At 54.4% G+C, this 22,666-nt stretch carries 25 protein-coding genes; 20 read left to right on the forward strand and 5 right to left on the reverse strand.

Translation table 11 applies throughout. The annotated features are described in order from the left end of the window. Positions 1–4 precede the first annotated feature (4 nt). Together KZ498_RS18060 and KZ498_RS18065 are read right to left on the reverse strand one after the other, a co-directional pair. On the reverse strand, positions 5–1,600 hold the full coding sequence (locus KZ498_RS18060; RefSeq protein ID WP_311173308.1) for an AAA domain-containing protein: 1,596 nt from the start codon (positions 1,598–1,600) through the stop codon (positions 5–7). Further along, on the reverse strand, positions 1,597–4,419 hold the full coding sequence (locus KZ498_RS18065; protein ID WP_312620625.1) for a hypothetical protein: 2,823 nt from the start codon (positions 4,417–4,419) through the stop codon (positions 1,597–1,599). The genes KZ498_RS18060 and KZ498_RS18065 overlap by 4 nt, the downstream gene beginning before the upstream one ends. A gap of 299 nt (positions 4,420–4,718) precedes the next feature. On the opposite strand from KZ498_RS18065, the gene KZ498_RS18070 reads away from it, so the two are divergent. The 3 genes from KZ498_RS18070 (at position 4,719) to KZ498_RS18080 (ending at position 7,223) form a co-directional block, all read left to right on the forward strand. Continuing rightward, entirely contained in the window at positions 4,719–5,801 is a 1,083-nt protein-coding gene (locus tag KZ498_RS18070; protein ID WP_123622927.1) for a hypothetical protein, read from the forward strand. Between the two features lie 57 nt (positions 5,802–5,858). Further along, the gene (locus KZ498_RS18075) at positions 5,859–6,623 is read left to right on the forward strand and encodes a type II CAAX endopeptidase family protein (RefSeq protein WP_312620629.1); all 765 of its coding nucleotides are present in this window, start codon (positions 5,859–5,861) and stop codon (positions 6,621–6,623) included. A gap of 87 nt (positions 6,624–6,710) precedes the next feature. Next, positions 6,711–7,223, forward strand: coding sequence for a hypothetical protein (locus KZ498_RS18080; protein WP_312620631.1), 513 nt, complete (start codon positions 6,711–6,713; stop codon positions 7,221–7,223). 9 nt (positions 7,224–7,232) lie between these two features. Here KZ498_RS18080 and KZ498_RS18085 read toward each other — a convergent pair whose 3' ends face one another. Continuing rightward, positions 7,233–7,607, reverse strand: coding sequence for a hypothetical protein (locus KZ498_RS18085; protein WP_312620633.1), 375 nt, complete (start codon positions 7,605–7,607; stop codon positions 7,233–7,235). A gap of 104 nt (positions 7,608–7,711) precedes the next feature. On the opposite strand from KZ498_RS18085, the gene KZ498_RS18090 reads away from it, so the two are divergent. The 9 genes from KZ498_RS18090 (at position 7,712) to KZ498_RS18130 (ending at position 14,648) form a co-directional block, all read left to right on the forward strand. Then, on the forward strand, positions 7,712–8,593 hold the full coding sequence (locus tag KZ498_RS18090; RefSeq protein WP_123622934.1) for a hypothetical protein: 882 nt from the start codon (positions 7,712–7,714) through the stop codon (positions 8,591–8,593). Positions 8,594–8,598: 5 nt separating this feature from the next. Next, entirely contained in the window at positions 8,599–8,952 is a 354-nt protein-coding gene (locus tag KZ498_RS18095; protein WP_312620634.1) for a hypothetical protein, read from the forward strand. Between the two features lie 67 nt (positions 8,953–9,019). Beyond that, on the forward strand, positions 9,020–9,691 hold the full coding sequence (locus KZ498_RS18100; RefSeq protein WP_312620636.1) for a hypothetical protein: 672 nt from the start codon (positions 9,020–9,022) through the stop codon (positions 9,689–9,691). Between the two features lie 239 nt (positions 9,692–9,930). Next, the gene (locus KZ498_RS18105) at positions 9,931–10,413 is read left to right on the forward strand and encodes a hypothetical protein (protein WP_312620638.1); all 483 of its coding nucleotides are present in this window, start codon (positions 9,931–9,933) and stop codon (positions 10,411–10,413) included. A gap of 106 nt (positions 10,414–10,519) precedes the next feature. After that, positions 10,520–12,067 carry a rhomboid family intramembrane serine protease gene (locus KZ498_RS18110; RefSeq protein ID WP_312620639.1) on the forward strand — a complete coding sequence of 516 codons (1,548 nt, stop codon included), beginning with the start codon at positions 10,520–10,522 and terminating at the stop codon, positions 12,065–12,067. Beyond that, positions 12,040–12,702, forward strand: a complete 663-nt coding sequence (locus KZ498_RS18115; protein WP_312620640.1) for a hypothetical protein — start codon at positions 12,040–12,042, stop codon at positions 12,700–12,702. The genes KZ498_RS18110 and KZ498_RS18115 overlap by 28 nt, the downstream gene beginning before the upstream one ends. Before the next feature lie 80 nt (positions 12,703–12,782). Next, positions 12,783–13,382 carry a hypothetical protein gene (locus KZ498_RS18120; RefSeq protein ID WP_312620641.1) on the forward strand — a complete coding sequence of 200 codons (600 nt, stop codon included), beginning with the start codon at positions 12,783–12,785 and terminating at the stop codon, positions 13,380–13,382. A 6-nt stretch (positions 13,383–13,388) separates the two neighbouring features. Further along, positions 13,389–13,694, forward strand: a complete 306-nt coding sequence (locus tag KZ498_RS18125) for a hypothetical protein (RefSeq protein WP_312620642.1) — start codon at positions 13,389–13,391, stop codon at positions 13,692–13,694. Positions 13,695–13,721: 27 nt separating this feature from the next. Further along, a complete protein-coding gene (locus tag KZ498_RS18130) occupies positions 13,722–14,648 on the forward strand; it encodes a hypothetical protein (protein WP_312620643.1) in 927 nt (308 codons plus the stop codon). Positions 14,649–14,659: 11 nt separating this feature from the next. Here KZ498_RS18130 and KZ498_RS18135 read toward each other — a convergent pair whose 3' ends face one another. After that, the gene (locus KZ498_RS18135) at positions 14,660–16,057 is read right to left on the reverse strand and encodes an orc1/cdc6 family replication initiation protein (RefSeq protein ID WP_312620645.1); all 1,398 of its coding nucleotides are present in this window, start codon (positions 16,055–16,057) and stop codon (positions 14,660–14,662) included. A 928-nt stretch (positions 16,058–16,985) separates the two neighbouring features. Here KZ498_RS18135 and KZ498_RS18140 point away from each other — a divergent pair. The 8 genes from KZ498_RS18140 to KZ498_RS18175 all read left to right on the forward strand — a co-directional run bounded on the left by KZ498_RS18140 (position 16,986) and on the right by KZ498_RS18175 (position 22,320). Then, positions 16,986–17,873 (forward strand): N-6 DNA methylase, encoded by an 888-nt coding sequence (locus tag KZ498_RS18140; RefSeq protein WP_312620646.1) that lies wholly within the window; start codon positions 16,986–16,988, stop codon positions 17,871–17,873. Positions 17,874–18,527: 654 nt separating this feature from the next. Then, on the forward strand, positions 18,528–19,535 hold the full coding sequence (locus KZ498_RS18145; protein ID WP_254841551.1) for a hypothetical protein: 1,008 nt from the start codon (positions 18,528–18,530) through the stop codon (positions 19,533–19,535). A 70-nt stretch (positions 19,536–19,605) separates the two neighbouring features. Further along, on the forward strand, positions 19,606–20,142 hold the full coding sequence (locus tag KZ498_RS18150; RefSeq protein ID WP_164471887.1) for a metal-dependent hydrolase: 537 nt from the start codon (positions 19,606–19,608) through the stop codon (positions 20,140–20,142). Between the two features lie 141 nt (positions 20,143–20,283). Beyond that, positions 20,284–20,493 (forward strand): hypothetical protein, encoded by a 210-nt coding sequence (locus tag KZ498_RS18155; protein WP_312620648.1) that lies wholly within the window; start codon positions 20,284–20,286, stop codon positions 20,491–20,493. A 10-nt stretch (positions 20,494–20,503) separates the two neighbouring features. Beyond that, positions 20,504–20,995, forward strand: coding sequence for a hypothetical protein (locus KZ498_RS18160; RefSeq protein ID WP_312620649.1), 492 nt, complete (start codon positions 20,504–20,506; stop codon positions 20,993–20,995). Positions 20,996–21,014: 19 nt separating this feature from the next. Further along, positions 21,015–21,236 (forward strand): hypothetical protein, encoded by a 222-nt coding sequence (locus KZ498_RS18165; RefSeq protein ID WP_312620650.1) that lies wholly within the window; start codon positions 21,015–21,017, stop codon positions 21,234–21,236. Between the two features lie 79 nt (positions 21,237–21,315). Further along, entirely contained in the window at positions 21,316–21,783 is a 468-nt protein-coding gene (locus tag KZ498_RS18170; RefSeq protein ID WP_312620651.1) for a hypothetical protein, read from the forward strand. 159 nt (positions 21,784–21,942) lie between these two features. After that, a complete protein-coding gene (locus tag KZ498_RS18175) occupies positions 21,943–22,320 on the forward strand; it encodes a hypothetical protein (protein WP_049987742.1) in 378 nt (125 codons plus the stop codon). A gap of 73 nt (positions 22,321–22,393) precedes the next feature. On the opposite strand, the gene KZ498_RS18180 is transcribed toward KZ498_RS18175, so the two are convergent. Next, positions 22,394–22,561, reverse strand: coding sequence for a DUF1931 domain-containing protein (locus KZ498_RS18180; RefSeq protein ID WP_311173287.1), 168 nt, complete (start codon positions 22,559–22,561; stop codon positions 22,394–22,396). Between the last annotated feature and the right edge of the window lie 105 nt (positions 22,562–22,666).

Here is a 22,666-nt window from a genome sequence, read left to right on the forward strand (position 1 = left end):
CAGTTCAGCGGACCGTGAAGATCTCCATCCCGGTATCGAGGGGCATCGGGCTTACCGGGATCTGGAGTAAGTCGGTCACGTCCCCTCGTAGTGTTGCTTCCCCGTCGCTGGAATTACTCACTTCAGAGAACAACATCTTCCAAAGACGCGCATTGTCGTAGTCGTCAGAGTGCGATGGGATAAACTCAATCAGTCGTTCGCTCACGATAACGATGAGCTTCTTTTTCATTCGGCTCAACGCGACATTGAGTCGGTTCGGACTGAGAATGAACTCCGCTTCTCTTCGGATGTAGTCAGGGTCGCTTACTGTACTCGATAAGATGATCACGTCGCGTTCACTCCCCTGAAATCTATCGACTGTATCAACCACACCTTCGCTAACTTTGCTTCCCAACGAGTCAATCAGACGACCCCGTTGGGCGTTGTGAGGAGTGATTATCCCGATATTTTCCTTTGAACGGTCAATCGGGGTGATTAGGCTATTTACAATACCCGCCTCAAGTGCGTTAGATTGCTGACTCTCGCTGTCTTGATGGACGACAATCGAAATTGGACAATCTGGATTGAGTACTGTGTCGATCGCCTCATTTCCCGTCTTGTTGACCGCAAGAGGGTCCCGGTGGGCTCGAAGATGAGGATCATCCTCGGTGAAGGAACGATATCTCACCTCATCACGTTCGTACACCAGCTTTCGCAAAATGCGAGCTACTTCCTCATCACATCGGTAGGTGATCTCCAGCCGATCTATCGGATACTCTACCGAAGTCGGCACCTCAACCTCGTCGAACTGCTCATCATCGCCAAACTGGTTCTCCCCACTCAGCAGCCGAAATAGGTCCATTACCGAAAGATACGGAACCAACTCTCGAATGGTTCGGCGGTCTTCTCGTTCCCAATCGTGCTTCTGGATGGGCGATAGTTGTCTGTGATCGCCTACGACTAGAGTCCTTGCTCCGTCTTTGGTAGATGACCCTGACATCAAGAAGTCAGTGACGGTCATCATACTGGCTTCATCAACCGCAAATAGGTCGAAGGTGGGTCGTATCGTCTCGTCAAATGCTTTCTTGATTATTCGATTTCCACCGCTCGGAGTTCCAAAAATGACGAAGCTGTCTGACCCTGCCCCCCAGTTGCTCAGTTGTTGTTGCCCCTCTAAGTCCCTTTTCAGGTCCTCAACCTTCGACTTCTCCGTATTGTAGTTGACCCGTTCAACATCAGTTTTAGTGGGGACAGAGTAGCCACGGTCACGCGATAAAGCGCGAATCAGGCGGAGCGAGTCTAGCTCGTCACACCCCTCTTCAGCCATAAGCGTATACTTGAAATCATCAACCTTCTTCAATATCGCGTTAACTGCTCGATGTGAGGGGGCTACAACTAACGCGCGAATGCTTCCTCCATCGTTCATCTGGTCATATGAGGCACGCAGGAGCCCATGGGCAAGCGCCAAGGATTTTCCTGTTCCCGGGGGACCCTGAAGGATAGCAAAGTCATCCTCTTGGCGAGTGATGAATCTTTCTTGGCGGTCGTTTGGATAATCAAGTGAAGAACTACTCTCGACAAAGTCGAGGTATCCACGGTTTGGCTCTCCGTCATTGCTCATACATCATCACCCCGAATGAGGCCGTCCAAGAGGTGATAATAATGGTATCTCGGATTTTGACTGGGGCGATTTGATTGCAGTTCTTCTAGCACGTCGTGGGCGTGTGTTGAGGTCCAGTCGTCGGTCTGTCTATCCAAAATGTACCTATCTCCGGGTTTGAGGTGAACACAGCGGACGCCATAGCTATAGCCCGCATCTGCTTCGTTTTGTACCCACACGTCGTGCCTGTGAACGTACTCAAACGTGTCTGGATTCGTGTTTGGTATGAAATTGCCATCTGTGTTGAATTCACTACAGCGGAGTGTGATGCTGCGGTCACCCGTATTCACGCTCTGGACTTCAACGGGGAGCCCCGACTCGATATCCGCTGGCTTCTTCTTATCATCCTTATGGACTTGTTGAGAGACGTCCCACGTGACAGGATTTGCAACACGATGAGACCCCGAAGATTCGTTTTCAGCCCCCTTCAAACGGCAAGTATACGCAACTTTTGAGGGGTCACTGAATTCATCAGGTTCGTACACAAGTCGTCCTGTTACAACAAGGTCGTCGCCATCTATTTCAGTCTCTTCCACTTCCACGATTGCCGCATGGCCCTTCTGTACACGCTCACGTGGTGCTTTTGCGTATTCTCGATACTTTTCTTGACGGTCAGCGTAGTGCTCTAGGTCGAGATAGTCGTTGAGAGACCGAGCCAAGTCGATGTCTCCCAAATTAAACTCAGGAAGTTCTGGGAGGTCGATTTGTTCTTTGCCGAGGAAGGGATTCTGATGGGACGCAGTACACGACTCCAGATGGTGAAGTGCGTGGGACATTTTTTCTCCCAAGAGACCCACATCTTCCGGTGTGATTCTCTCGTCTTGCTTGTCAGCATCGTGGTATCTGTACTTCTGAATTTCCCACCTATCACGCCCTGAATCTGCCCAGTCTAGGTTTAGCTTCCCTTTTGCGGCCCAGATATACTCCAGAGGGATTTGATTGTCGAAACGTGCTTTGAGCGGGTAGAAATCGTCTGGATTCTGGATATCCGATTTACTGTGTAGTCTACCATTGCTGTCGGCTTCTACTGGCAGTTTGAAATTGAACAGGTTGTACTTGAATGCATCATAGCAGTTGAAGGTCAATCCCCCACCGGACCGTGTCACCTCCCAGTTTGACTTCTTGAATAGACCGTCACAGCCGCAGTCACAATACTGCGAAGTCGCTTGGTCAAGAATCGGTAGAATACCACTTCCGGGATACCGGAGAGCGAATCGATCCTGAAGTTCGTCCTGTACTATACTGACCATCGGTTGGTCGATCGCCTTTCGATACCCTAGGAGGTCCCGAACCGCATCGAACGAGTCCTTGTCATATCGAGGCATCTGACGGAGAATGCCATCTACCAGAGCATCCCGCTCCATCCGGCTGAAGAAATATACATGCAACGCTGACCGTGTATCTCCTTCAGCCACGTGTTCTATGGCCGGGAATAGTTTGGAGAAGAAGTCCTCGAGCAAGTCGCCTTCAACCTCTAGAACCTCTTCTCGCTGGTCGTTATCTGGTAATCGGTCTACTACGGAACTAAATGAAAGTGCTCCAATGGCTGAATTGTTTCTGACAACTCGCCCAGCAAGCATAGCCAAGGAGTCGCGCATGAAGTCCTCCCGTACATAGAGATACACTCTGATGAGTTCGTCGGGATCGTAGTCCATCTTCTCTCGGGCATTTGGTGACGCGCTGGTTGATGGAAGGGTACTGTCACCTGACCCCTGAATCGGCGTGGCGTATAACGGCCCAGTTCGTGCCTGAGAGTCGTTCTGTGCTGCTTGTCTGGTTTGTATCCCACCCAACATAGCCTGTGCCCTCTGAACCATCCGGTCGACTTTCCCGCCAATTGTAGGTTCACTCAAAAGCTGCTTGACGGTATTCTCGTCGCGTGAAGGAAGTTCGTCGTAGACGTAGGGTTTCGGGTCTTCAATTTTCTCTTTCAGACCCGCGAGGTCCTCAATATCCTCGATATCATGTTTGTTGAGGATTCGCTGTTCACCCTCCGTGAGACCGAGTAGCGCCAAGTCCAGATTGTCCAGCGCATATTTGAAACAATCCTCATTATACAGACAGGTGTTGCACTTACCAGTCAGAGAGAAGTTAACTTCGGCCTGTTTGTAAACAGAGTCTATCGTGCCATCCTCACGCAGAAGCCTTCGCACGTCTTCTCTGACGACTTCGGGTTCGGCAATAGTTTGAATTGATTCTGGGTCAGTGAAGTCTAATGAATCGCTTTCCCGATGGACTATGCTGATTCGAACCTCTAACTCCTCTACGAGCGGCTGTAGGATGTCTTCAAAAATTAGTGCGTAGATACCCGCCTGAATCTGGTGATATGGCTGTACATCACTAGAAGCCTTGATTTCGAAGATATGCGCGATTATACCGCTATCGGGCGATTCCCAGAGAGCCAGCATATCCCCGCGTCCCTTGATTCCCCATACGTCGATGTAACCGCGGGCAGGTGGTTGCTCAATAACAACAGGGTTCTGGACAGTCGCCTTGTCAACAAGACTGTCTAATTCTGTACGTACTTCCTGTTTTCCTATGTCTGGTTTATCGCTTACGTCCCAGTCAGAACCATCGTAAAGGCCGACTGAGTCTTGTTTGATATTTTCGGTAATATCATCCTCGAACCGGTTGCCAATTTCACTAAGGAACACGCCCAATTCGTCCTCATTCCCGGTGATTTTGCCGAGACTTTGTTGGAGGTAGCGAGGGCACTGTTCAAACCCAATAAAGAGGCCAATATCCCCCGGACTGAGAACAGGACGTGAAGATCCAGACATCAATAGTCGATTGGTAGCATACCCGGTATGATAATATTACCCCTGTCTATCATATTCACCAATTCCATCTCTCTTGGCAAGCCAATGGACTAGTCATAGAGATGTTCTCGCTCTAAAAGCTCAGAACTCCCAGTTTTCGTCTGTCCAATTACGGAATAGAAATCCTATGAAATGCCCCACGTCAACCAAAGAGATCACGCCTCAGCTTGGACAAAAAGTAGCTCAAGGCATATACGCGGAAGTGTGTCGCACCACCAGAAGTAGATTTCTTCGTCGCCGATAGACAGCGAGCGCCTCTTATGACCGACTCGACCAGAACTCCTCAAGCGCAGCTCACCGAGCTCGACTACAAGGGACACGTCCTCGAACAACCTCATACGGAACGAGTAACGGCTTCCGTAGAGACAGCCGAAGACCTCTACGCGACAGACGAAGGCGACCTTCTCTGGATCGATGGCACCGAATACGCGGTTGTCAAGCGAAACTTCGGGATCTTCCACAGACCGCTCTCAGTCGTCGCCGAAGACGGCACACAAGGGCGGCTCATCGGAGGCACCATCAACCAGCAGTCGTCGATAGCCGGCATCGCATGGATACACGACCTCCCCGGAGACGACGAGTGCGCCCCGCAGCCGAGTGACTTGCTTGCGCGGTTCGACCGGGTCTACCGCCTCGAGGAAGACCGCCTCGACTGTCTCCACGCCTGGACGCCCGATAGCGACCATCGCGTCTGTCCAGCGTGTGAAGAACGCAGTGGCGAACCGATACGTATCGAACAGCAGGCCGGCAAGACTGTCGAACTCCGACAGTGTACGAACACCGACTGCCAACACATCTATCGGTACGTTCGACCCTTCCCGGAACCGGATACCGCAGCCCTCCTCATTTCGACGGGCACAGTGGACTCTCCCGTGCTCGGATCGGGATACACCACGAGTGAAACTGTCGACGAGTATGAACTCTCAGGAGTCTTCCGCTGTACCGAGCAGGACGATTTCAAGTTCCCCGTCGAGACGAACCGTGGTCGCGACGACGGCTTTTACTCAGCCTCTGAAGTCGCCGCGTTCTGCAACCCAAAGCTCGATCACGACGATCCCGACAACCGTTTCGGTACCGTCACCGTCGACACCAACGACCACACTGGGGGAACAGTCATTCGATGGTGCGACGCACCAGGAAGTCAAGCGAAGATGACCGTCGAGTTTCAGGAGCTCGTCGGCGGAACGAGCTCGCCCACGCCGGACTACGACCGCGCTCTCGACTGGAACCTCAACCGAGACGCGTTCACCGCAATTGTCGATCAGACTGGTCCAAGCTATACCGACACGTATCCTGACATTTCCTCTCAACAGAGCGCATCCAACGATTACACAACCGCTTGAATCACCCGACCGTTAATACCAGCGAGCCTGCAACCGATACACACGACGCGAACAGCGATGGCCACAGATAGTACATTCGAGGAGGACATCATCTACCTCTGGCGAACGCTCCGCTCTATCGTCCTCGTACTCGTCTTCATCTTCGGCGCGATCGTTACCAGTCTCATCATCGGCTATGTGGGTATCGTCGTTCTCGATCAGGCCTACCCAATTCCCCAGCAGTCAGAGACGGCACGCTTCCTCGCCTCCGCCGCGTTTAATGAACTCGGATACGCGATCTTTGTCGCTGGTCTCCTCTACTGGAAAACAGACCTCCTCCCCGAAGGCCTTCGCTTCCGTCATCCGACCCATCGCGACGCCCGCTGGATACTCGGCGGCATTCTCGTGATGATTGTCACAGAATACGTACTCACGTCCCTCTTCGCGTTTTTCAACGCTCCAACTGCACAGAACGCGGCTGCGATCGAGGCCACCAAACACGCCTCCCTTTCGATGTTCGGCGGACTCATCGTCGTATCCCTTCTCATCACTGGACCCTGTGAGGAAATCCTGTTTCGCGGCCTCATTCAAGAGTATCTCCGCAGGCACTTCTCTGCCATCGGAGCAATACTTCTCGCCAGCCTCTTTTTTGCGAGTGTACATCTCTTCGCCCTGCAGGGTTCTTTGAGCGGCCTCCGAAACGTCCTCCTCTCACTCTTTGTGCTATCACTCATCCTCAGCTTCGCCTACGAGCGTACCGACTCACTCTTCGTCCCGATCCTCATTCACGGTAGCTATAACGCTATCCTCTTCGCCAGTCTCGGTCTCACTAGCCTCTACTAACGGCCGTCCCGATCTCACCCAAGCCATCCCTCTGCTCACACCTATTCTACCGGTATTTTTTAATATCGGATATACGACGAGTGGGCTATGCGTTTCGCATTAGCAGAAGCGAACTGGGGAGACGACGACGGCACCACGTCGCTCGCAATCGTGACACCAACAGACCTCGATCGGCCCTCAGAGTACGGCCGGGCCGCAACGGGCTATCAAACCGCTGAAATCGGCTACGAATTCGACTCCACATACGATCCAACCGTCGACGACCATCCCGATCCGACTCCCGTCGTCTTCTACCCCAACGAACTCCGCGACATCATTACGGAAGTCCGGAATACGCTCCCCGTTGATCCATTCTCACCCGCGAACTTCGATGTTCTCGTCGACTGGGCTGACGACCAGGAGGGTGGAGAAGGACTTCTCGCGGAGATCGGTACAAACGAAAAGGGAAAATGGTGTAAGCAGCTCAAGATGCTCCGAAACGACGGCGGCCACCCCTATCTCAAAGTCCAGCGCGGCGCCCACCACACCTGGCTCCGCGGATCGCCAACCCTCGGTCGCAAAGAGTTCGAGGGCGTCTTCGGAAACGCCACCGTCATCTAACCACTAGGATCAGTCCCCCTTCGGATTGACAGGCGCGATATACTCGTTCTTCCAAGTATCACCGTCCCGCCATTGCCAATAATAATACCTGTATCCCTGTTTCGGCTCCTTCACCGTGATGTAGGCCCCTGTAGCGGGGACATCATCGTAGTCGTCGGGATCCATCGAGACACCCTGCTCCTCGAGGTCTTCGACGACATCATCGTCGACAGCATCCTCGGGAGCAGTATCTGGAGACGCAGGTGGTTGCTCCCGCTTCCAATCGGCGAGAGCCTGTGCGTAGTCAGCCAAATCCTCCAGGTCCTTGATCGATAATTCGTCTACCGTGTCTCGAACGTGTACCGGAAGGTCAGGTCCAGAAGGTCGCTCAGTGTCGTCCGTCATTAGTTACCCCACAGAGGGGCACATACATAACTATTGTGGGGTAACTCGTGGTGAGCACTCTCCGGTTGGTTTCTCGCCCCCACAGATGGTGGAGGTAACTACGCATGTCTACCCACCAGATCACCCCGACGGACGAGCACCTCCCACCCCTCGAACTTCCCCCAGGCGCGCTCGACGCATCGCACCCTGACTATGAGAACACCACGGGTAGTGACCCACCGGAGATCGAGCCTATCGAGCACCGCATTCGTCTCGACATCATCGAAGCTGGCGGGCTCTTGTCTCACGACACCCACGCCCCCACCCCGCTCGCCCGGCAGTACATCCAGAAAACACTTGTCGATACTTACGAAAGCGAACACCGGTTCTTCCCCTCCTACGACCGCCTCGATGACTTCCTGGACGAGGCTCCTGCCTTCCTCACAGGTGAGCTCGAACCCCATTACCGTGAGCTCGAACAGATTCGTGCCGATCGCCGAAAGTGGTACACGGAGCTCATTCCGAAAAACCTCGACACTATTCAAGGAACAGCCGACTCCCTTCTTCCCCTCCACGCAAACACTTTCCACGGAGTCGTCATCGTCGACGGAAACACCGATCCAATCGGGTATGCCGACGGACACGATCTCGATGTAGACGATGTCATTCGGGAAGCCCAGCTCGATAACCACATCCTGCCCTCCGAATACGGGATCACTCTCCCGGCGCCGCTCCTCGTCGGGGAATTCGCCAGCGGGTCCACTTACGCGTTCCTTCCCTGGTCGGACGCCGTCGTCTGTGGCTGTCCCTATAAGCAGACGAACAAGTGGGCGGTGATGTGCAAACACGAACTGGCGGCTGCATCCTGTCTCGCCACCGCTCACGAAGGAGACGTCGATGCCAAGTACGTTCTCCCGATCGACGTCGGTGTTGACATCCCGCAGCGCGCCCGCCGGTTCGTCAGCCCGACCGTCGCAGCCACTCACACGCCCCGGAAGCAACGGTAATCACGATGACGCCTTCCATCACAGACCCGGGGAGCCACCCCCAGCTGCAGTGGCTCATTCGCGGGTCGCCCGCGATTACGCTCACTGAAGCTCTCCACAACGCGATCCCTGTCGAGGTCCTCGACAACACCGTTGTCGACGCTGACGCCTACTATCACGTCGCGACAGACACCATCATCGTCGTCCAATTCGATACGGTCCAAACCGTCCTCGAACGGGACGGTGCTCCTCTCCGCTGCCCACACGACAACGACCCGGCTTCTTGTCCGTCGTGTGCTACTCAAGGAGACACGACCGATTGCGATTCACTCGATAGCACCGACCACCATCCACACGATCCGTCACCAGCCTGTTCGTGAGTTCCGATGTCCTGCGGACTTCACACGTTCGACGAGAGTCTACCCAAGCACTCTACTCCTCCTGACTATGCAGATTGACACAGCCACCCTCACACAGATCCAGAAGTATCGCGTCACCGCCGACCCGGTCGTCGCGAGTAACCACGCCGCCGGCGCCGCCAACCTCGAGGACGGTATCCACGAGGAACGCCGCGCACTCGTTGAGGACACTCCAACAGGTGAGCGTGTACCCGTCGCAACGTGGGGCGAGCTCGCGGCACTCTGTTCGACGGCCTCCCTCACGCACGCCGCATTCACGAACGCGAAGTTCGTCAGCCTCTACCAGTACGCCTTCCGCCAGTACCTCGACGGGATCGCCGGCAATGACCAGGAAGTGGACGCGATGCTTCCCTCGAACTTCCCGATCCTCCCCGCAGACGACGAAATTCGCGATAGAGCCCGTGACCTCCGCGAAGCGCTCAAGCGCGACCGCGACCGCTGGTTCACCGAGCACGTCAATGAACTCGACATCGAAACCGACGGTGTCCCGACGGCATTCTGGCTCCACGATTCCACGACGACGGCAGCAGAACTTCTCGCCGAGTGGTTCGCGGCCGGTGAGGTCTCCGAACGGCTTCTCCAAAGCCTCCCCAGTCTCCCCGGACAGACACTCGGTGTCGAAGTCGAGACGTCCGAGAGTACGTCCACTGGGACAGCAGGTCCAACCGACCCCGTGCAGGCCGGTCTCGATATGTTCTAATGGGGATTGTAAAAAGAATCCAGAGGTTCATTTGGTACAACTCTAAGGACTGATAGGATAGGTGTGCGATATACACAGTGTTTTAGTAAAAACGCCTCTCGAGAGATTTTAGAGGTGCTCGAGATCTACGTAACGTTCATTCAGGAGAACAGAGATATTGACAACTTGGGCTAGGTGAGATCGAGAACTAAGCACCTTCACCCAGCCAATTTATTGTCATCCCAGTGGCTGAATCTCATATGGCTGACGAAAAATACGGTCGAATGAGTGAGGAGGCACGTTCATCCTTAGACCACCTAATCGAAAATCAGAATCAATTCAGTGATCATTCGATTGAGGTAATTAAAATTAACCTCTTAGTAGGGAGCCTGGTTCTTACAGCAGGTTCGTTCTTAGCAAACAGTGTCGGTATAACTCCAATCCCGACGAAGGCGTACATATCTGGAGGTGTCGCGGTCTTAGCGTGGTTGGGTTCAATTCTGATGGCTGAACTCACCTATTTTGGAATCCGGACGCACATCGGCGTTAGTCACTCGGCTATTGAGTACTTTCCCGATGTAGAAATTGAAGATATAGAAGAAGTATTATTGAGGAGTTATTCAGATATGCTCCAATATAGCGCTGAAGAGAACCGATCCACCGCTAGGCACATTATGCTTTCATTCGCACTCACGACGCTCTCGATAGTTGCGTTCTGTTTGACCGGAATCTTCCTAACCTGATACGTTGGGGCGGATCTCAGTCGAAGCTGAGGGTCAAATTCCGACTCAACGGGTATGAGACATTTTATTTTGTTGCTGTTTGAATTCAAGCACTATGAGTCGTGTGATGACTTTCCTCTCAAATAAGAGGCTGACTCTCTCGTTCATAGTGATCCTCCTCATTACCTATCTACTAGAACTTCTCACCATCCCCCAGTTGGGAATAGAGACGTTCGAGTTCTGGTTTCTCTTTACTCCAGGATTCGATCCCACACCGGCATGGATACTCTCCCTGTTTGCTCACGGAACAGTCCGACACCTGGGCGTGAATATCGTGGGAATTCTGGTGTACGGACTGGTGCTGGAGCGATATGTGGCGCGGAAGACGTATCTTGGTGTCTACGTCTCAACTGGTCTCCTCGCAGGACTCATCCACACGAACCTGACTGACAACATCGGAGCTGGGGCGAGTGGTGCGATTATGGGAATCGTCGGCTTCTATGCCATCGTGTATCTGGCGTTGTACCGGCCGAATGGTTGGAACGATCCATTGGAGAATGTCCGCTATGTCCTTGCCATCCTCGGGCCATTCGTAATTGGTGCACAGTACGTTGTTGACATCTACGTCAACAATGGTGGATATGCCCATGTCGCCGGTGGAATCATAGGAATTCTTCTGGGACTCGTCTACGCGAGATCTCAGGTGGAGAGTTCTTTCTCCAGAACAATCGAGGCAGCCAGAGAGTCTCCGTTCCCAACGGCGCTCTTGGTACTGATCTTGGCCGAGACAGCAGTGATAGTCTACCTCCTGATAGTGACTCCAGAGAACCCAGCAACCTCAACGGCAGTCCAGGCTGGAGCCACAATCATCCTGGTTCTCATCACGATCTGGTACGCAGACCACACGAGACGGAGCGCCGACCTCTTCCGACGTGAACTGGAATTGGAGACCCAACGGAACCATGCCGATACCCTCCAGATTCGTACTGACAAGTGGTTAGAAGAATTCCCATCCGTTCGTGAGACTGATGTCCCGCTATTCGTAGATAGAGATTCGATGCACGCAGTTCCGGAGAGTCTCCGAGGGGATCCGTACTTCGAAGATCTCACAACGAATCACGCCTCATACCTCCAAGATTCTGTAGACCATATAGACAACCTCTACTCTGAATTTCTGGATATTCGCGATGATTTCATAGATACCCTAAGTATCGACGAGTATCCTGATATGAGGCAGGTCGACGTTCTTGAGGAGAACTACGCCAAATGGCTGTTCGAGCGAGTGCTACTGATGGAGCGGACGGGCAAGGACAAAGAGGATCTCAAATCAGCAGTCGGTGACGCCTTCGAAACCAGCGCAGAGGAGGAAGACGACCACTTCCGATTGCTTGGAGATACGGACCAATTTCGGAGGAAACCGATTATGCTCTATCACTACAAGCGGTCCTTTGCGAACAGCCGAAAGGAACCGTACATGTTCCGTATGTACGCCAGAGCTCCGCAGATGCATATTGACGATATTGAGTCGGTACCAGGATACTCTGATGCAGTCGACGCTGCTGAACTGCTTGACGACATCGAAATGGAACTCGGGGAGTCAGAAAAGAAACTGATTGAGTACAATGAAGCTCCTAGGTTCGAGGGTGAGTGCGGTCTGATACTGGACATCGAATAGGTACTGGATTCTTTCACGTCTGGACAGCTCCCGATGCCCCTCGATCAGTCGCCGTCTTCGACCACTTCGACAAGGTAGCTGTCAAAGCCATCGACGACCGCGTACAAGGCTTCCACAACCGTGCTCCGGTCGCGACCGTCGACGCCGTAGAGGACGACCGTTCGGGTAGTGTTGTCCGAGCTATCGACAAAACCGTTGATTGGATGGAAGCTATCTCTCCCGGCGCTTGGAAACACCCTGCTGTCAACGAGGCTGAGTTCGACCCTCTACCCGGTTATGAACTCACGCACTACTACATCGAGAGCAGAGAGGTAATCGTCTACTACCATCGAGAAGGTACTCACGAAGGTCAGCGACCTACGGGGAGCACGACCACAGTCGGTCTCGAAGTGACCACTGAAACATATCCATACCTTGTCGTCAAAGCGTGGCGAGACAGCGGGAACGCTACCGTCGCGCTCGCCCCGTGGGACTATGCACACGAAACTGAGATGGTCGACGTCCGAAATCCACCCGACGGGTGCGGACTCGACATCGCATTGACGATCGCTCGAAACTATGCTGCCGCCGTAATCGGCGATGACACCGATCCGCCTGCCGTCGGACAAGCAAACCTTACAGCGTGGACACAGTAGTTTACCATCCATACACTGTACAACACACCCCTCTTCGAGAATTTCTCACCCTCCACAAAGAGTGGAGGTTCTATCGATAGATGCACCAACTTATCCGCGTACTTGTTCCCGGTACCACTCAAGACGACGCCCTCGCCCGCGCTCACAGTGCCCTCGACAAACTCGTCGGTGTCGGCATCGATACTGCCAGTGTCTACGACTACTACGGGACGTTCGATCAGGCGGACTCGCGTTACAAGCCGCACGTCGCGAACGTCATCAGTGATGGCAGCTCTGAGACTGTCGACGAGACAACGGTCGCTCCAACGTTCCCACTCGACAGCGAAGAGGGACAAGCACTCCTCGATGATGCGCTCGAGGAACAAACGGAGGAGTTCGGAGATACATTGTCAAAATTCCAATCGAAAGTCGACGATCTCTCCGTTGAGGACGTGATGAACAACGTCGACGGAGTACGGTTCCACCTGGGACAGCTCGCCGAATGTCGAGGACCGTCAGTGTACATCTATAACGAATACGGAGGTGGTCTCGTATCACCGAAGGCCGTCGACGAATACGTCGATCGCCTACACAACGCCTCGTCCGGTACTTCTGGCGGCAACGGTGACACCGCAGCGGCCACAAAAGGAGATGAGCAGATGTCCCGGGGATGGCTCGTCCCCGCCGACGTCCATTTCTAGCGCGTTATGCCGAGTGAGTCACAGCTCTTCGAGACGCTTAACGACCCGAATCGGATAGCCTTCCGGGTAGAGCTCCCTGACGGGAAATCAACAGCGTTCGCGACGACTGGACGGACCGACGTTGCAGTCGGCGAGCGGTACTGGAATTCCTACGACGGCGAACTATATCGCGTCACGATCGTCGACGACACGACGGTTGAAGCAGTTCTGGAATTCGGCTGTGGGGATATCCCCGGATCAGTCTCCTTCGACTGTGAGTGGTTTTCTCCGGACGGTGACTCCCTCCACCACATCGCTCCGGAGACCGAGTAACCGCCATCACTCTGTCGACTCTTCAGTATGTCAACACTTTCTTTCCCCGTTCGTGACGGGTCAGAACCAGCACCTCTTGACCATTCCTCGCTGGCCAGCAACAAACCAACCGAGCTCGCATCGACGATCCGCGCCGGCGATCACATCTTCGAGCGAACCGTCATCGACTCTCGAAATCGGTTCCCCATTCCCGAAGTGAAGGCTGTTTACCGACGTCGCGTAATTACTAACGTTGAGCTCACTCAGGAAGGACGTTCATTGGCCGTTCACTTCCAAGAACGGCTCCCTGCCGATGAGTCGATGGTCGCAGCGCTCCATTCGAGTGATCCCGAGTGGCGTACATACCCGCCAGCGGGAATGCCGGATTTCCCACGACTGGACGTCGAACCTGGTGAAAAACCGGACTGGAGAGTATCATATTGGGAACCCGAGTGTATCACACCACCGCCTCTCGAAGATGTCACCGACCTCACAGTCCACCGCGTTAGCGGACGAGGAAGTCGGCGACTCGTCAATCACCTTCTTATCGGTGGTCCGGACGGCCGCATCGACCACCGCCTCGGCGGTGTCGCGAAATGGAAGGCCGGATTCATCGCTACCCAGGATGGGCATCCGTACTCAGTGGCGGTGCTCTCACAGCCGTACACATACAGTTACGACGGGGCTCGTGAAGAGCTGTACGTTACACGGCTTGCGAATCACCCGAATCGCCCACCGAATACGTCGAGTTGGATGCTTGCGCGTCTTCGGGACTGGGTACGTGAGAATAACGACCGAAAACGGCTCGTCGCGATCGCCGGCGTCGACGACAACACTGGAGTCTGCTACCGAGCCGCTGGGTTCGAACTCGATCGGATCAAACCCGTCTCGAGTACTGATTGGGAGAACCGTGAAGGACGTACTGTGCCCCGTCGCGACGAGTGGACGAAACGAAGGTACGTCTCATCAGTATAACATCTAATTTGTCAGGCGAACCGTTTCAGCGAGGATTTAGAGATATCTCCGAATCGAGTATCCTCCATTACGATATCAAGGATAGCCTCAGGATTGTGGAGTAACCGATGAGAGTTGTGGCGGCCACCGCCTTTTCCCATATTCACTTCTTTAGTTTCGATTACCTGGCTGAGTTGCATCTCATCGAGAATATCCCGGAACCGCCGTATCCCGATCGTGTCCATATCTATCGCGTTAGTGATCTGCTGGTACGCATCGTAGAGTTCACCTGTGATGATGTAATCGTCACGCGAGAAAAGTGACTTAGCAGCGATCGAGAGACAAGCTGCTTTCATTTGAGTGGGGGTTCCCTGGAGGAAGTCGCGGAATCGATCCTTTTCAAGTGCGTCTTGGGCTCTTCGCACGTGGTCTTCTTCGACCATGTCAGCTCCCTCACGATCGGCTAGTTCTCCTGCGGTCCTGAATAACCGCATTGCTTTCCGTGCATCTCCGTGTTCCTGGGCTGAGAAAGCCGCGACAAGAGGAATAACCTCATCAGTTAGAACACCATCACGGAATGCGTCATCACGCCCTCGAAGAATCTCTTGAATCTGATTTGCGTTATATGGGTCGAAGTTGAGTTCTTGGGTCTGGAAGGCACTCTTGGTGCGTGGGTTCAGCTCGTCGAAGAAGTTGATTTGATTGCTTATTGCTATAATTCCGATTTGACACGACGTATCATTCGATTCGACGGCCTTCGCGAGACTCATCAGAACGTGGTCGCTCTTGAGAAGGTCGACTTCGTCAAGAATAATGATAGCCGAGTCGTAGTGATCGAGAATCTGCCAGAGCCGTTTGTAGAACTTGTCTTTCGGTAGCCCGGTATCGGGCATTTTTACGATGTCCTCATCCTCGTCATAGATATCCTCGTCGTTCAGCTGTTGTCCGATTGTCGAGATGACTTGGACTTCAGTTGAGGATTTCGAGCAGTCTAGATACGTATGACCTATTCGGATATCATCAACTGCCGCATTGACAGCTCGCCGAGTGACGTATCGGGAGACGAGAGATTTTCCCGTTCCTGTTTTCCCGGTAATTGAGATATGATTTGGGGCACCACCATAGACAGCGTCGTTCAGACAGCTACTGATAGTGGAAATATAATCGTCACGTCCGACAATTCGATCGCCATCAGGTACCCAACCGACACGGACCATCTCCTTATTTTGGAAAACCCCCTTCCGTTGAGAAAAGAGCGGGTCGTCAACCTTGAATTGTTGACCGTCCCCTTCGCTTGATGGCGGTTTTCCATTCTCGTTTGGACTCCCCTCCGGTTCCGATGTTTGGCCTCGAGATCCGTCGTCTTGACCGTCTGAAGACGTAGAATCCCTATCTCGACTTTCATCGGAAGTCGAGGTGCCGTTTGACATAGAGGCACCGACGAAACCCGATTACTTAAAAGTATTCCCACCTCGACTTCCGACGTAAATCTACCACGACGGAAAGTCTACTGGAAGGACTACCTCGATCTTCGAACAATCACAGAACCCAACACACACACACACACCCCTTCGGTTCCGTCGTTACCGATGAACGTGTACCCCCCACGGGAAGGATAGGTACAATCACGGTTTAGAGGATAGAACGCGTCTCTACGGTGTTTCTGGACGTTCCAACCCGTTACCGAGCTTCGTCTCGAACGTTCCAGTCGCTCCGCTTCTTTATTTCTAGTATTTCGTCCCGCGGAGTTGTTCAAGCTGTATTGTAATAAACCTATGGGTGAAATAACTCAACTTTTACATATTCTTATCGTGGGACAGAATCCAGGCGACTCTTGCTATTCTCAGTCTTGTTACCGCTTTTCGCGGCCGCTAACGTCGGAACTGGTGGGGTGTGTCTGGTCATCGTGATCTTGAGCTGCGTTGCCCTTGTCTATCTAACGACGGAACCGAAGGGGTGTGGGTCCGTCATCAAGTAGTGGTAGGATTTCCCCGAGACCAATTCTCGCCTCTAACCTTCGTTTATAGACCTGTTCTGCCCGTGGTATCCTGAAGTATTCATTCTTGACGAGAGTTATGAGGCTTTTCTTCCGTTTTTTTCGTTCCACTCATCCTGCTCTTACTCTCATCTAAAGAGAGTAAATTCGCACGCTAACGTCGGAACTGGTGGGGTGTCCCCACCCGAGATCTGGAGACTTCATACGATTTGTCCCTCGTTTACGACGGAAGTCCAGGGGTGTCCTCATTGCGATAACGCCGGAACCAGTGGGGTGTTTTCCGCCTCGCCTTACGACGGAACTGGTGGGGTGTCCCCCCTCTGGATTTTTCTCTCCCTACGTTGAACTGAGGCGATTCGTCGATGGCTTCCATCACCGACCCGAGTACATACGAACCAATCACCGAGAATCTCGATGAAGTCCACAAGAAAACGGGCTTTCGTACATACGACGTCTTCACGAACTGGCTCAATTTCACCGTCACCGCTCTTAGTCGGAACGACGACGACTACCTTGACCTCGTTCACGATCTCACAGATCGTCTCCACGATGATGACGATCTCATCAGAGATGTTCTCGAGACCTATGAGACTGCACTCGGAGCCCTCGTCAATACAATGGAAAAAACGACCGTTCCGGGATATCCGCACTCGGCGGAACTCCTCGGCGGGATTTACGAACACTACGGAGCTAACAGAGATGCCTTCGGCCAGCACTTCACACCTCAGAATGTCGCCATCGCGAAGGCCCAGATGCTCTTCAGCGCCCCCGAGGGCATTCGTGACGCCACTCAGAAGGACCCTATCACGATCAGCGATCCGGCGTGCGGGAGTGGTCGACTCCCGTTCCACGCTGTCCAGCAGCTCCGTCACATCTCTCCTAACACGCCCACTGTCGTCGTTGGACGCGACATCGACAAGACGTGCGCTCATATGGCCGTCATCAACTTTGCACTCCACGCCATCCCCGCGTATGTCGTCCACGGAAACTCCCTCACCTACGAGACGTGGCACGTTTGGCGAGTAAACCATCCCACGCGAATCCTTACCGACTCAACCGTCAACGGGGCTATCACTGAACTCGACCCTGACAACGCACCCATCATAACGAGCTTTGAGGAGGCCAATGGCTCCGCTCAGGACGACACCAACAACGATAGCGACCTCTCCGAAGGAAACGTTGAGGACGCCGTCACGATCGATGATCCCGATACCATCGAGAACGTCACGCTTGACGCCTTCAGCGAATAACTATCTGTATTCCACACTCCACAATGTCCGTTGTTCTCCAATCCGAGGCGAACCGGCGTCAAGCCCTTCGAGAACTTTTCCAGGCCCTTGAGGACCATACGCCGCCTCCACGAGGTCTCGCACAAACCGAGTCTGGCGTCGTAGCTGCAATCGGGCCCGCACCGATGACCACCCGTGCGTGGTTCCTCGAGCGAAACCCTCATCTCAAGGCCAGCGAAGAAACCACCGAAGCGCAGGTCTACCGAGCGTACTGTTTCGGCCCGACTCACATCCGAAAACCAACTACGGATCCCCGCGATCACGTCCAAGGGAACTTCGTAGACGATCAGCTGGTCACCTGTCAAGTGTTCGTCCTCGACCTTCCTGCTACCCACTTCGAAAATTGCACGAGATTGGACGCCATCCTCCGGATCGCCAGCGAACAATTCTCTCCTATCATCCGTGACGGGCGACGTGTCCTTGAGAAGACGATTGTTGGCTCCGCTCGAGACGTCCACACACTCTATCAGCGCACTCGATATCAACCAGCTTGCGACCCATCGACGAATATGTGAACAACACTGCTACCTCGATAGGAACGACGACTACACGCTCACTCGCGTCGACGACCAGCCCGATCCCGCTGCTCGCTCGTAACATCACGGAGTTCACACGATGCCATCGAATTCCCAATCCCAGCTTGATGCGTTCACGACGACCGAGGAATCGACACCCGATCGCTCAGCAAGTACTCCCGCAGCCGCGTCGACGACTGACAAGTCTGATACGACCCAATCCACGGTGGAAACGCCGCTGGACGACTTCTACGAGGTGGTCCGCGCGTCCTTCGAGGAGACATCCCCCTCGGCGCTCTTGGATGTCGACCAGGTCATGGCACTCACCCCCGACCGTGACGTCTTCAGTACGTCCGATCTTCCCGACGGCCTCGAGGTCACCCCGACTCGTGTCGGCCAGTGGGAACTCGACTATCACGACGACACAACCGTCACCTACCGAGCCTCGGGACGCGTCTTCGACGAACGATGGGGAGAAGGCGGGTCGATCGTCCGTCACCGCGTCTACTTGAACGACTCCGGAGCGAACCGCGACGGGATGTGGCACTATATGACCGAACTCGTGACCGGCTACGGGAACCCCTCACAGGTTCGGAAGGCAGACACCAGCGATAAGGCGCGACTCTCCGGGATACGCGGCCACAGCGTCCAGAACAACGACGGCGACTACGGCGTCTCCGGAGGGACGAACGCACGCTTTGAAGACATCAAGACCGCAGTCGCGACGGTCGTTGCCCAACTCCATACAGAGCCCTCCACAATCCGAACGCACCTCCCCGACACCGACGAACAGGAATGGACGCTCACCAAATACGGCCTCAGAACGGCTACTTACGAGCGGCTGGCACCAAACGAGACAGATTACGACTACTTGCGTCTCACCGCGACGCAGGATCGCGTCTACCTTAAGGGGGCCAAGGAGAATGAGCCATCAGCTCACCACGACCGCGTGCCTGTCCCCATACCTGATTCGATCCCGCCCGCCTGTGCGACTCAGACCGAGCGAGCGACCACCGTTGTTGCCTCCTCACTTTCCCCGCTGCTCATCGAGCCTATCCTCAAACAGCCAGTCGAGGAGGTTCTTGAAGCCATCGCGCTTCCACAGTGAGGATGAGACATTATCACCCCCCGGAATAGTCTTTTTGTCGGACGAAGAAGATGGAGCTACGGCTCCAGAGATGCATCGACGTGGTCATTACGGACTCGCTCTTCTCGTCTTCTCACCGCTAGCGTTTTTCCTTACCGTTAGTCACGCATCTGGAGAAGCCCTCGTAGGAATTCTCATCGTCGCCGGCGTGGCACCGATCCCTGATATCGACCAACGTATCCCCTTCGTCTCGCACCGGGGCATCACGCACACCGTCTGGTTCATTATCGTCGCGTCCACGATCGCTACGGCCGTGACGTGGGCCGCGGCGCTTCAGGGAACACATACAGTAAACGGGACGCTGTCAACAGCAAGCGCTCCATCTCTCGTTCTTCCTGCGCTGGGCGTCGGCTTTCTCGTCGCGCTGGGGCTCACGACGCACCTCCTTGGTGACGTAATCACGCCGATGGGGATCAAACCGTTCGCCCCCGTGGACGACACGGAGTACACGTGGAAGCTTACGACGTCAGCGAACAGCACGGCAAACAACGCCCTCTTCGTCGCTGGACTCGGTGCCACAGGAGCGGCCATCTATATCCCGCAGGTCCTCGCGACGATTGGCGCGTAACCGTGGCTCTAACGCGCTTATCGAGCAGTCTGTCTCTAATAGTTACCCCACGAGAAGGGGAGAACCGCCCCAACGTGGGGTAACTCGGATAGATCATCGAGCGAATTTCTATCTCCCCTCTGTTGATGGAGGAATTCACGTATGGGTAGTCTTTCCCGACACCGCGCAGAGCAACGCTTCCGCAAGGCTCTCGACCAGCGACTTCCAGATACGTCGAATCCGACCGGGACGCGTTCCGCCTACGAAGAAGCCACCGAGGTACTCCTTGGGATCGCCGTCTACACCAACGAACTCAACAAGGCAGCTTGCCACCTCGCGACGGATCCCGACGCGATCGACTTCCCCGACTGACAGCACACATATGTCTGAATCCGACCTGACCGACGACCGATGGATCGACGCTCACAGTGTAACCTGCGCCATCTGTGGTGGGATCGCTGACGAACGCGAAACGAAGAACCTCTATGAAGATGACGACACCCACCTCGAGGGCGAGACACACTGGGATTGCTGGGAAACCCACGAATGCCTCGAGGGTGGCTGGCTGATTCGCGACCCCTCCCCCGACATTGAGGCAGACATCGATCCGCAGTCTGAAACTGTCTCACTTCCCGTCGTCTGCAAAGTCTGCGGGAAGGCCTACCGGATGTGCTACGACTTCGCTGCTCTCTACGATCCAGAAGCCGATACCTTTGAAGAACAGATGCAGATCAACGCGCACATCCAAGCCCTCCACAATACCCTCAACAGCCTGGTCAACAACGGACAGATCGACCCCCAAGAAGCCCAGTACCTTCGGGACAACATCATCGCGGTCAAGGACCGACTCGAACAGCATCGCTCACACGAGTAGTATAAGCCGTAATTCAGTAATGACGATCGAAACCGCACACGACGCTCCCGAGACAGTCATCGCCCCGGCCGAAAAGATCCACGATTTCCTCGCGACTCGATTCGGTCGCGACGACGTCCTCGTTGAGGTTGAGTCATCCGGCGCCGTCCAGACCACAATCCACCAGGACGCCGGCATCGAGTACCCCGGCGAATGGGACACTTTTCAAGATTTCACACCCTCATCAACCGACACCGCCTAACCCTATTGGTCCCCTCGATCACTTCAGCAGTCCCTCGGCTCCTAGCGTCTTTGTTTGCGGCCACGGGCCTGAACCGCTTATGGCAACCCTGCAAGCAACCACCGCATCGAATCATCCGACCGTCGACCCCGATGCGGTCGAGACTATCGAAGCAATCATCGACGATTACGACTTCTACGGGAGTTTCCACTCCCTGACCATCGGCGTCGTCGAACCCGACCAGGAGGACGCCGACCCGTACCTCGAACTCTACGGGTACGTCGCCTTCGAGGTCACAAAGCCAATTTTCGACGAAGACGGGAGTGTCGTCGATCGAACAGAATACTGCACCGAGGAGTTCCTTGAACGTCTCGCTCCCCATCTTGAGGAGCAACTCGTCGTGGAGACCGTCGGATTCGGGAAGTGCCGTTTCCCGCTGCTTGCCGGCCAGTGGGTCGCTTGGCCTGATGGGACTCTTACCTACAATTCGTTCGACCACGCTCCTGAGAACCCGTCCGAGGAGTCGGCTACGGAAACTTCCGACGCACCGTCTGAATCGTCTGCGTAATCCCACACCCAGCTCATCATTATGGAACCACCAGATACAACGTCCGAGAATCAAGATACTGACGAGGACGCAGACCCAGCCGCTGAGCCGACATACATCAGTATACAGCCAGCGTGTCCAGTCTGTCAGAACTCCAAGTTCGAATCTACCGAAGAAGGGGTGCCGAACAATTTCGACACCCACTACGTCCACGTCAGATGTGCGAGATGCAAGACCCAGCTCACCATCGAGTATCGTGCCATCGATGTCTTCTGGCACGGCGGATTCGACGGCCAACATAGCGCCGTTTCGCAGGACCTCCTCAACCCTATCCAAAACGAGTACGTCGACGAAGCATCGTATGGGATTCTTCCAGATAGCGACCTCCTCTCATCCCTCGACTGGCCGCTCACCTGTGACTGCGGCGAGAACCTCACGGGAAACGAGCTCGTCTCCGATCCGACCGTCCTCCCCGATCACGATGTCGACTACGATGATCCCGACTGCGAAACCATTCTCTTTCGATGCGTGAACTGCGACACCATCGTTACTGTGTAGTGTCTCAGAACGGCGGCTACAGAAAGTGCAGATAACAACAGTGAATCAAACGAAATAGGATGACGAAATGGGCTTAGAGATCTCGAGTTTGAACGGTCTTCCTGTCGTTCGCGTCTGCACGACGCGCAGCATCGTCAAGGAGGTCAGCGACTTCCTCGTCAAGCGTGTCGAAGATGTCTGCCGAGACGTTCATTCCATCGAGATGCTCTCGAACCTTCGATTGGACAATCAGGTCTGCCATACGATTTCCCGATTATCAGACTCCGGCTTAATTATTAACGCCTCTATCTCCTGGTTTCTCTCGTCCGAGCGGTTTCGAGGACTCCGTATGCTTGAAACTCAATCA

Origin of the sequence: Haloarcula sp. 1CSR25-25 (assembly GCF_032027985.1) — an archaeon.
Lineage (GTDB): Archaea > Halobacteriota > Halobacteria > Halobacteriales > Haloarculaceae > Haloarcula.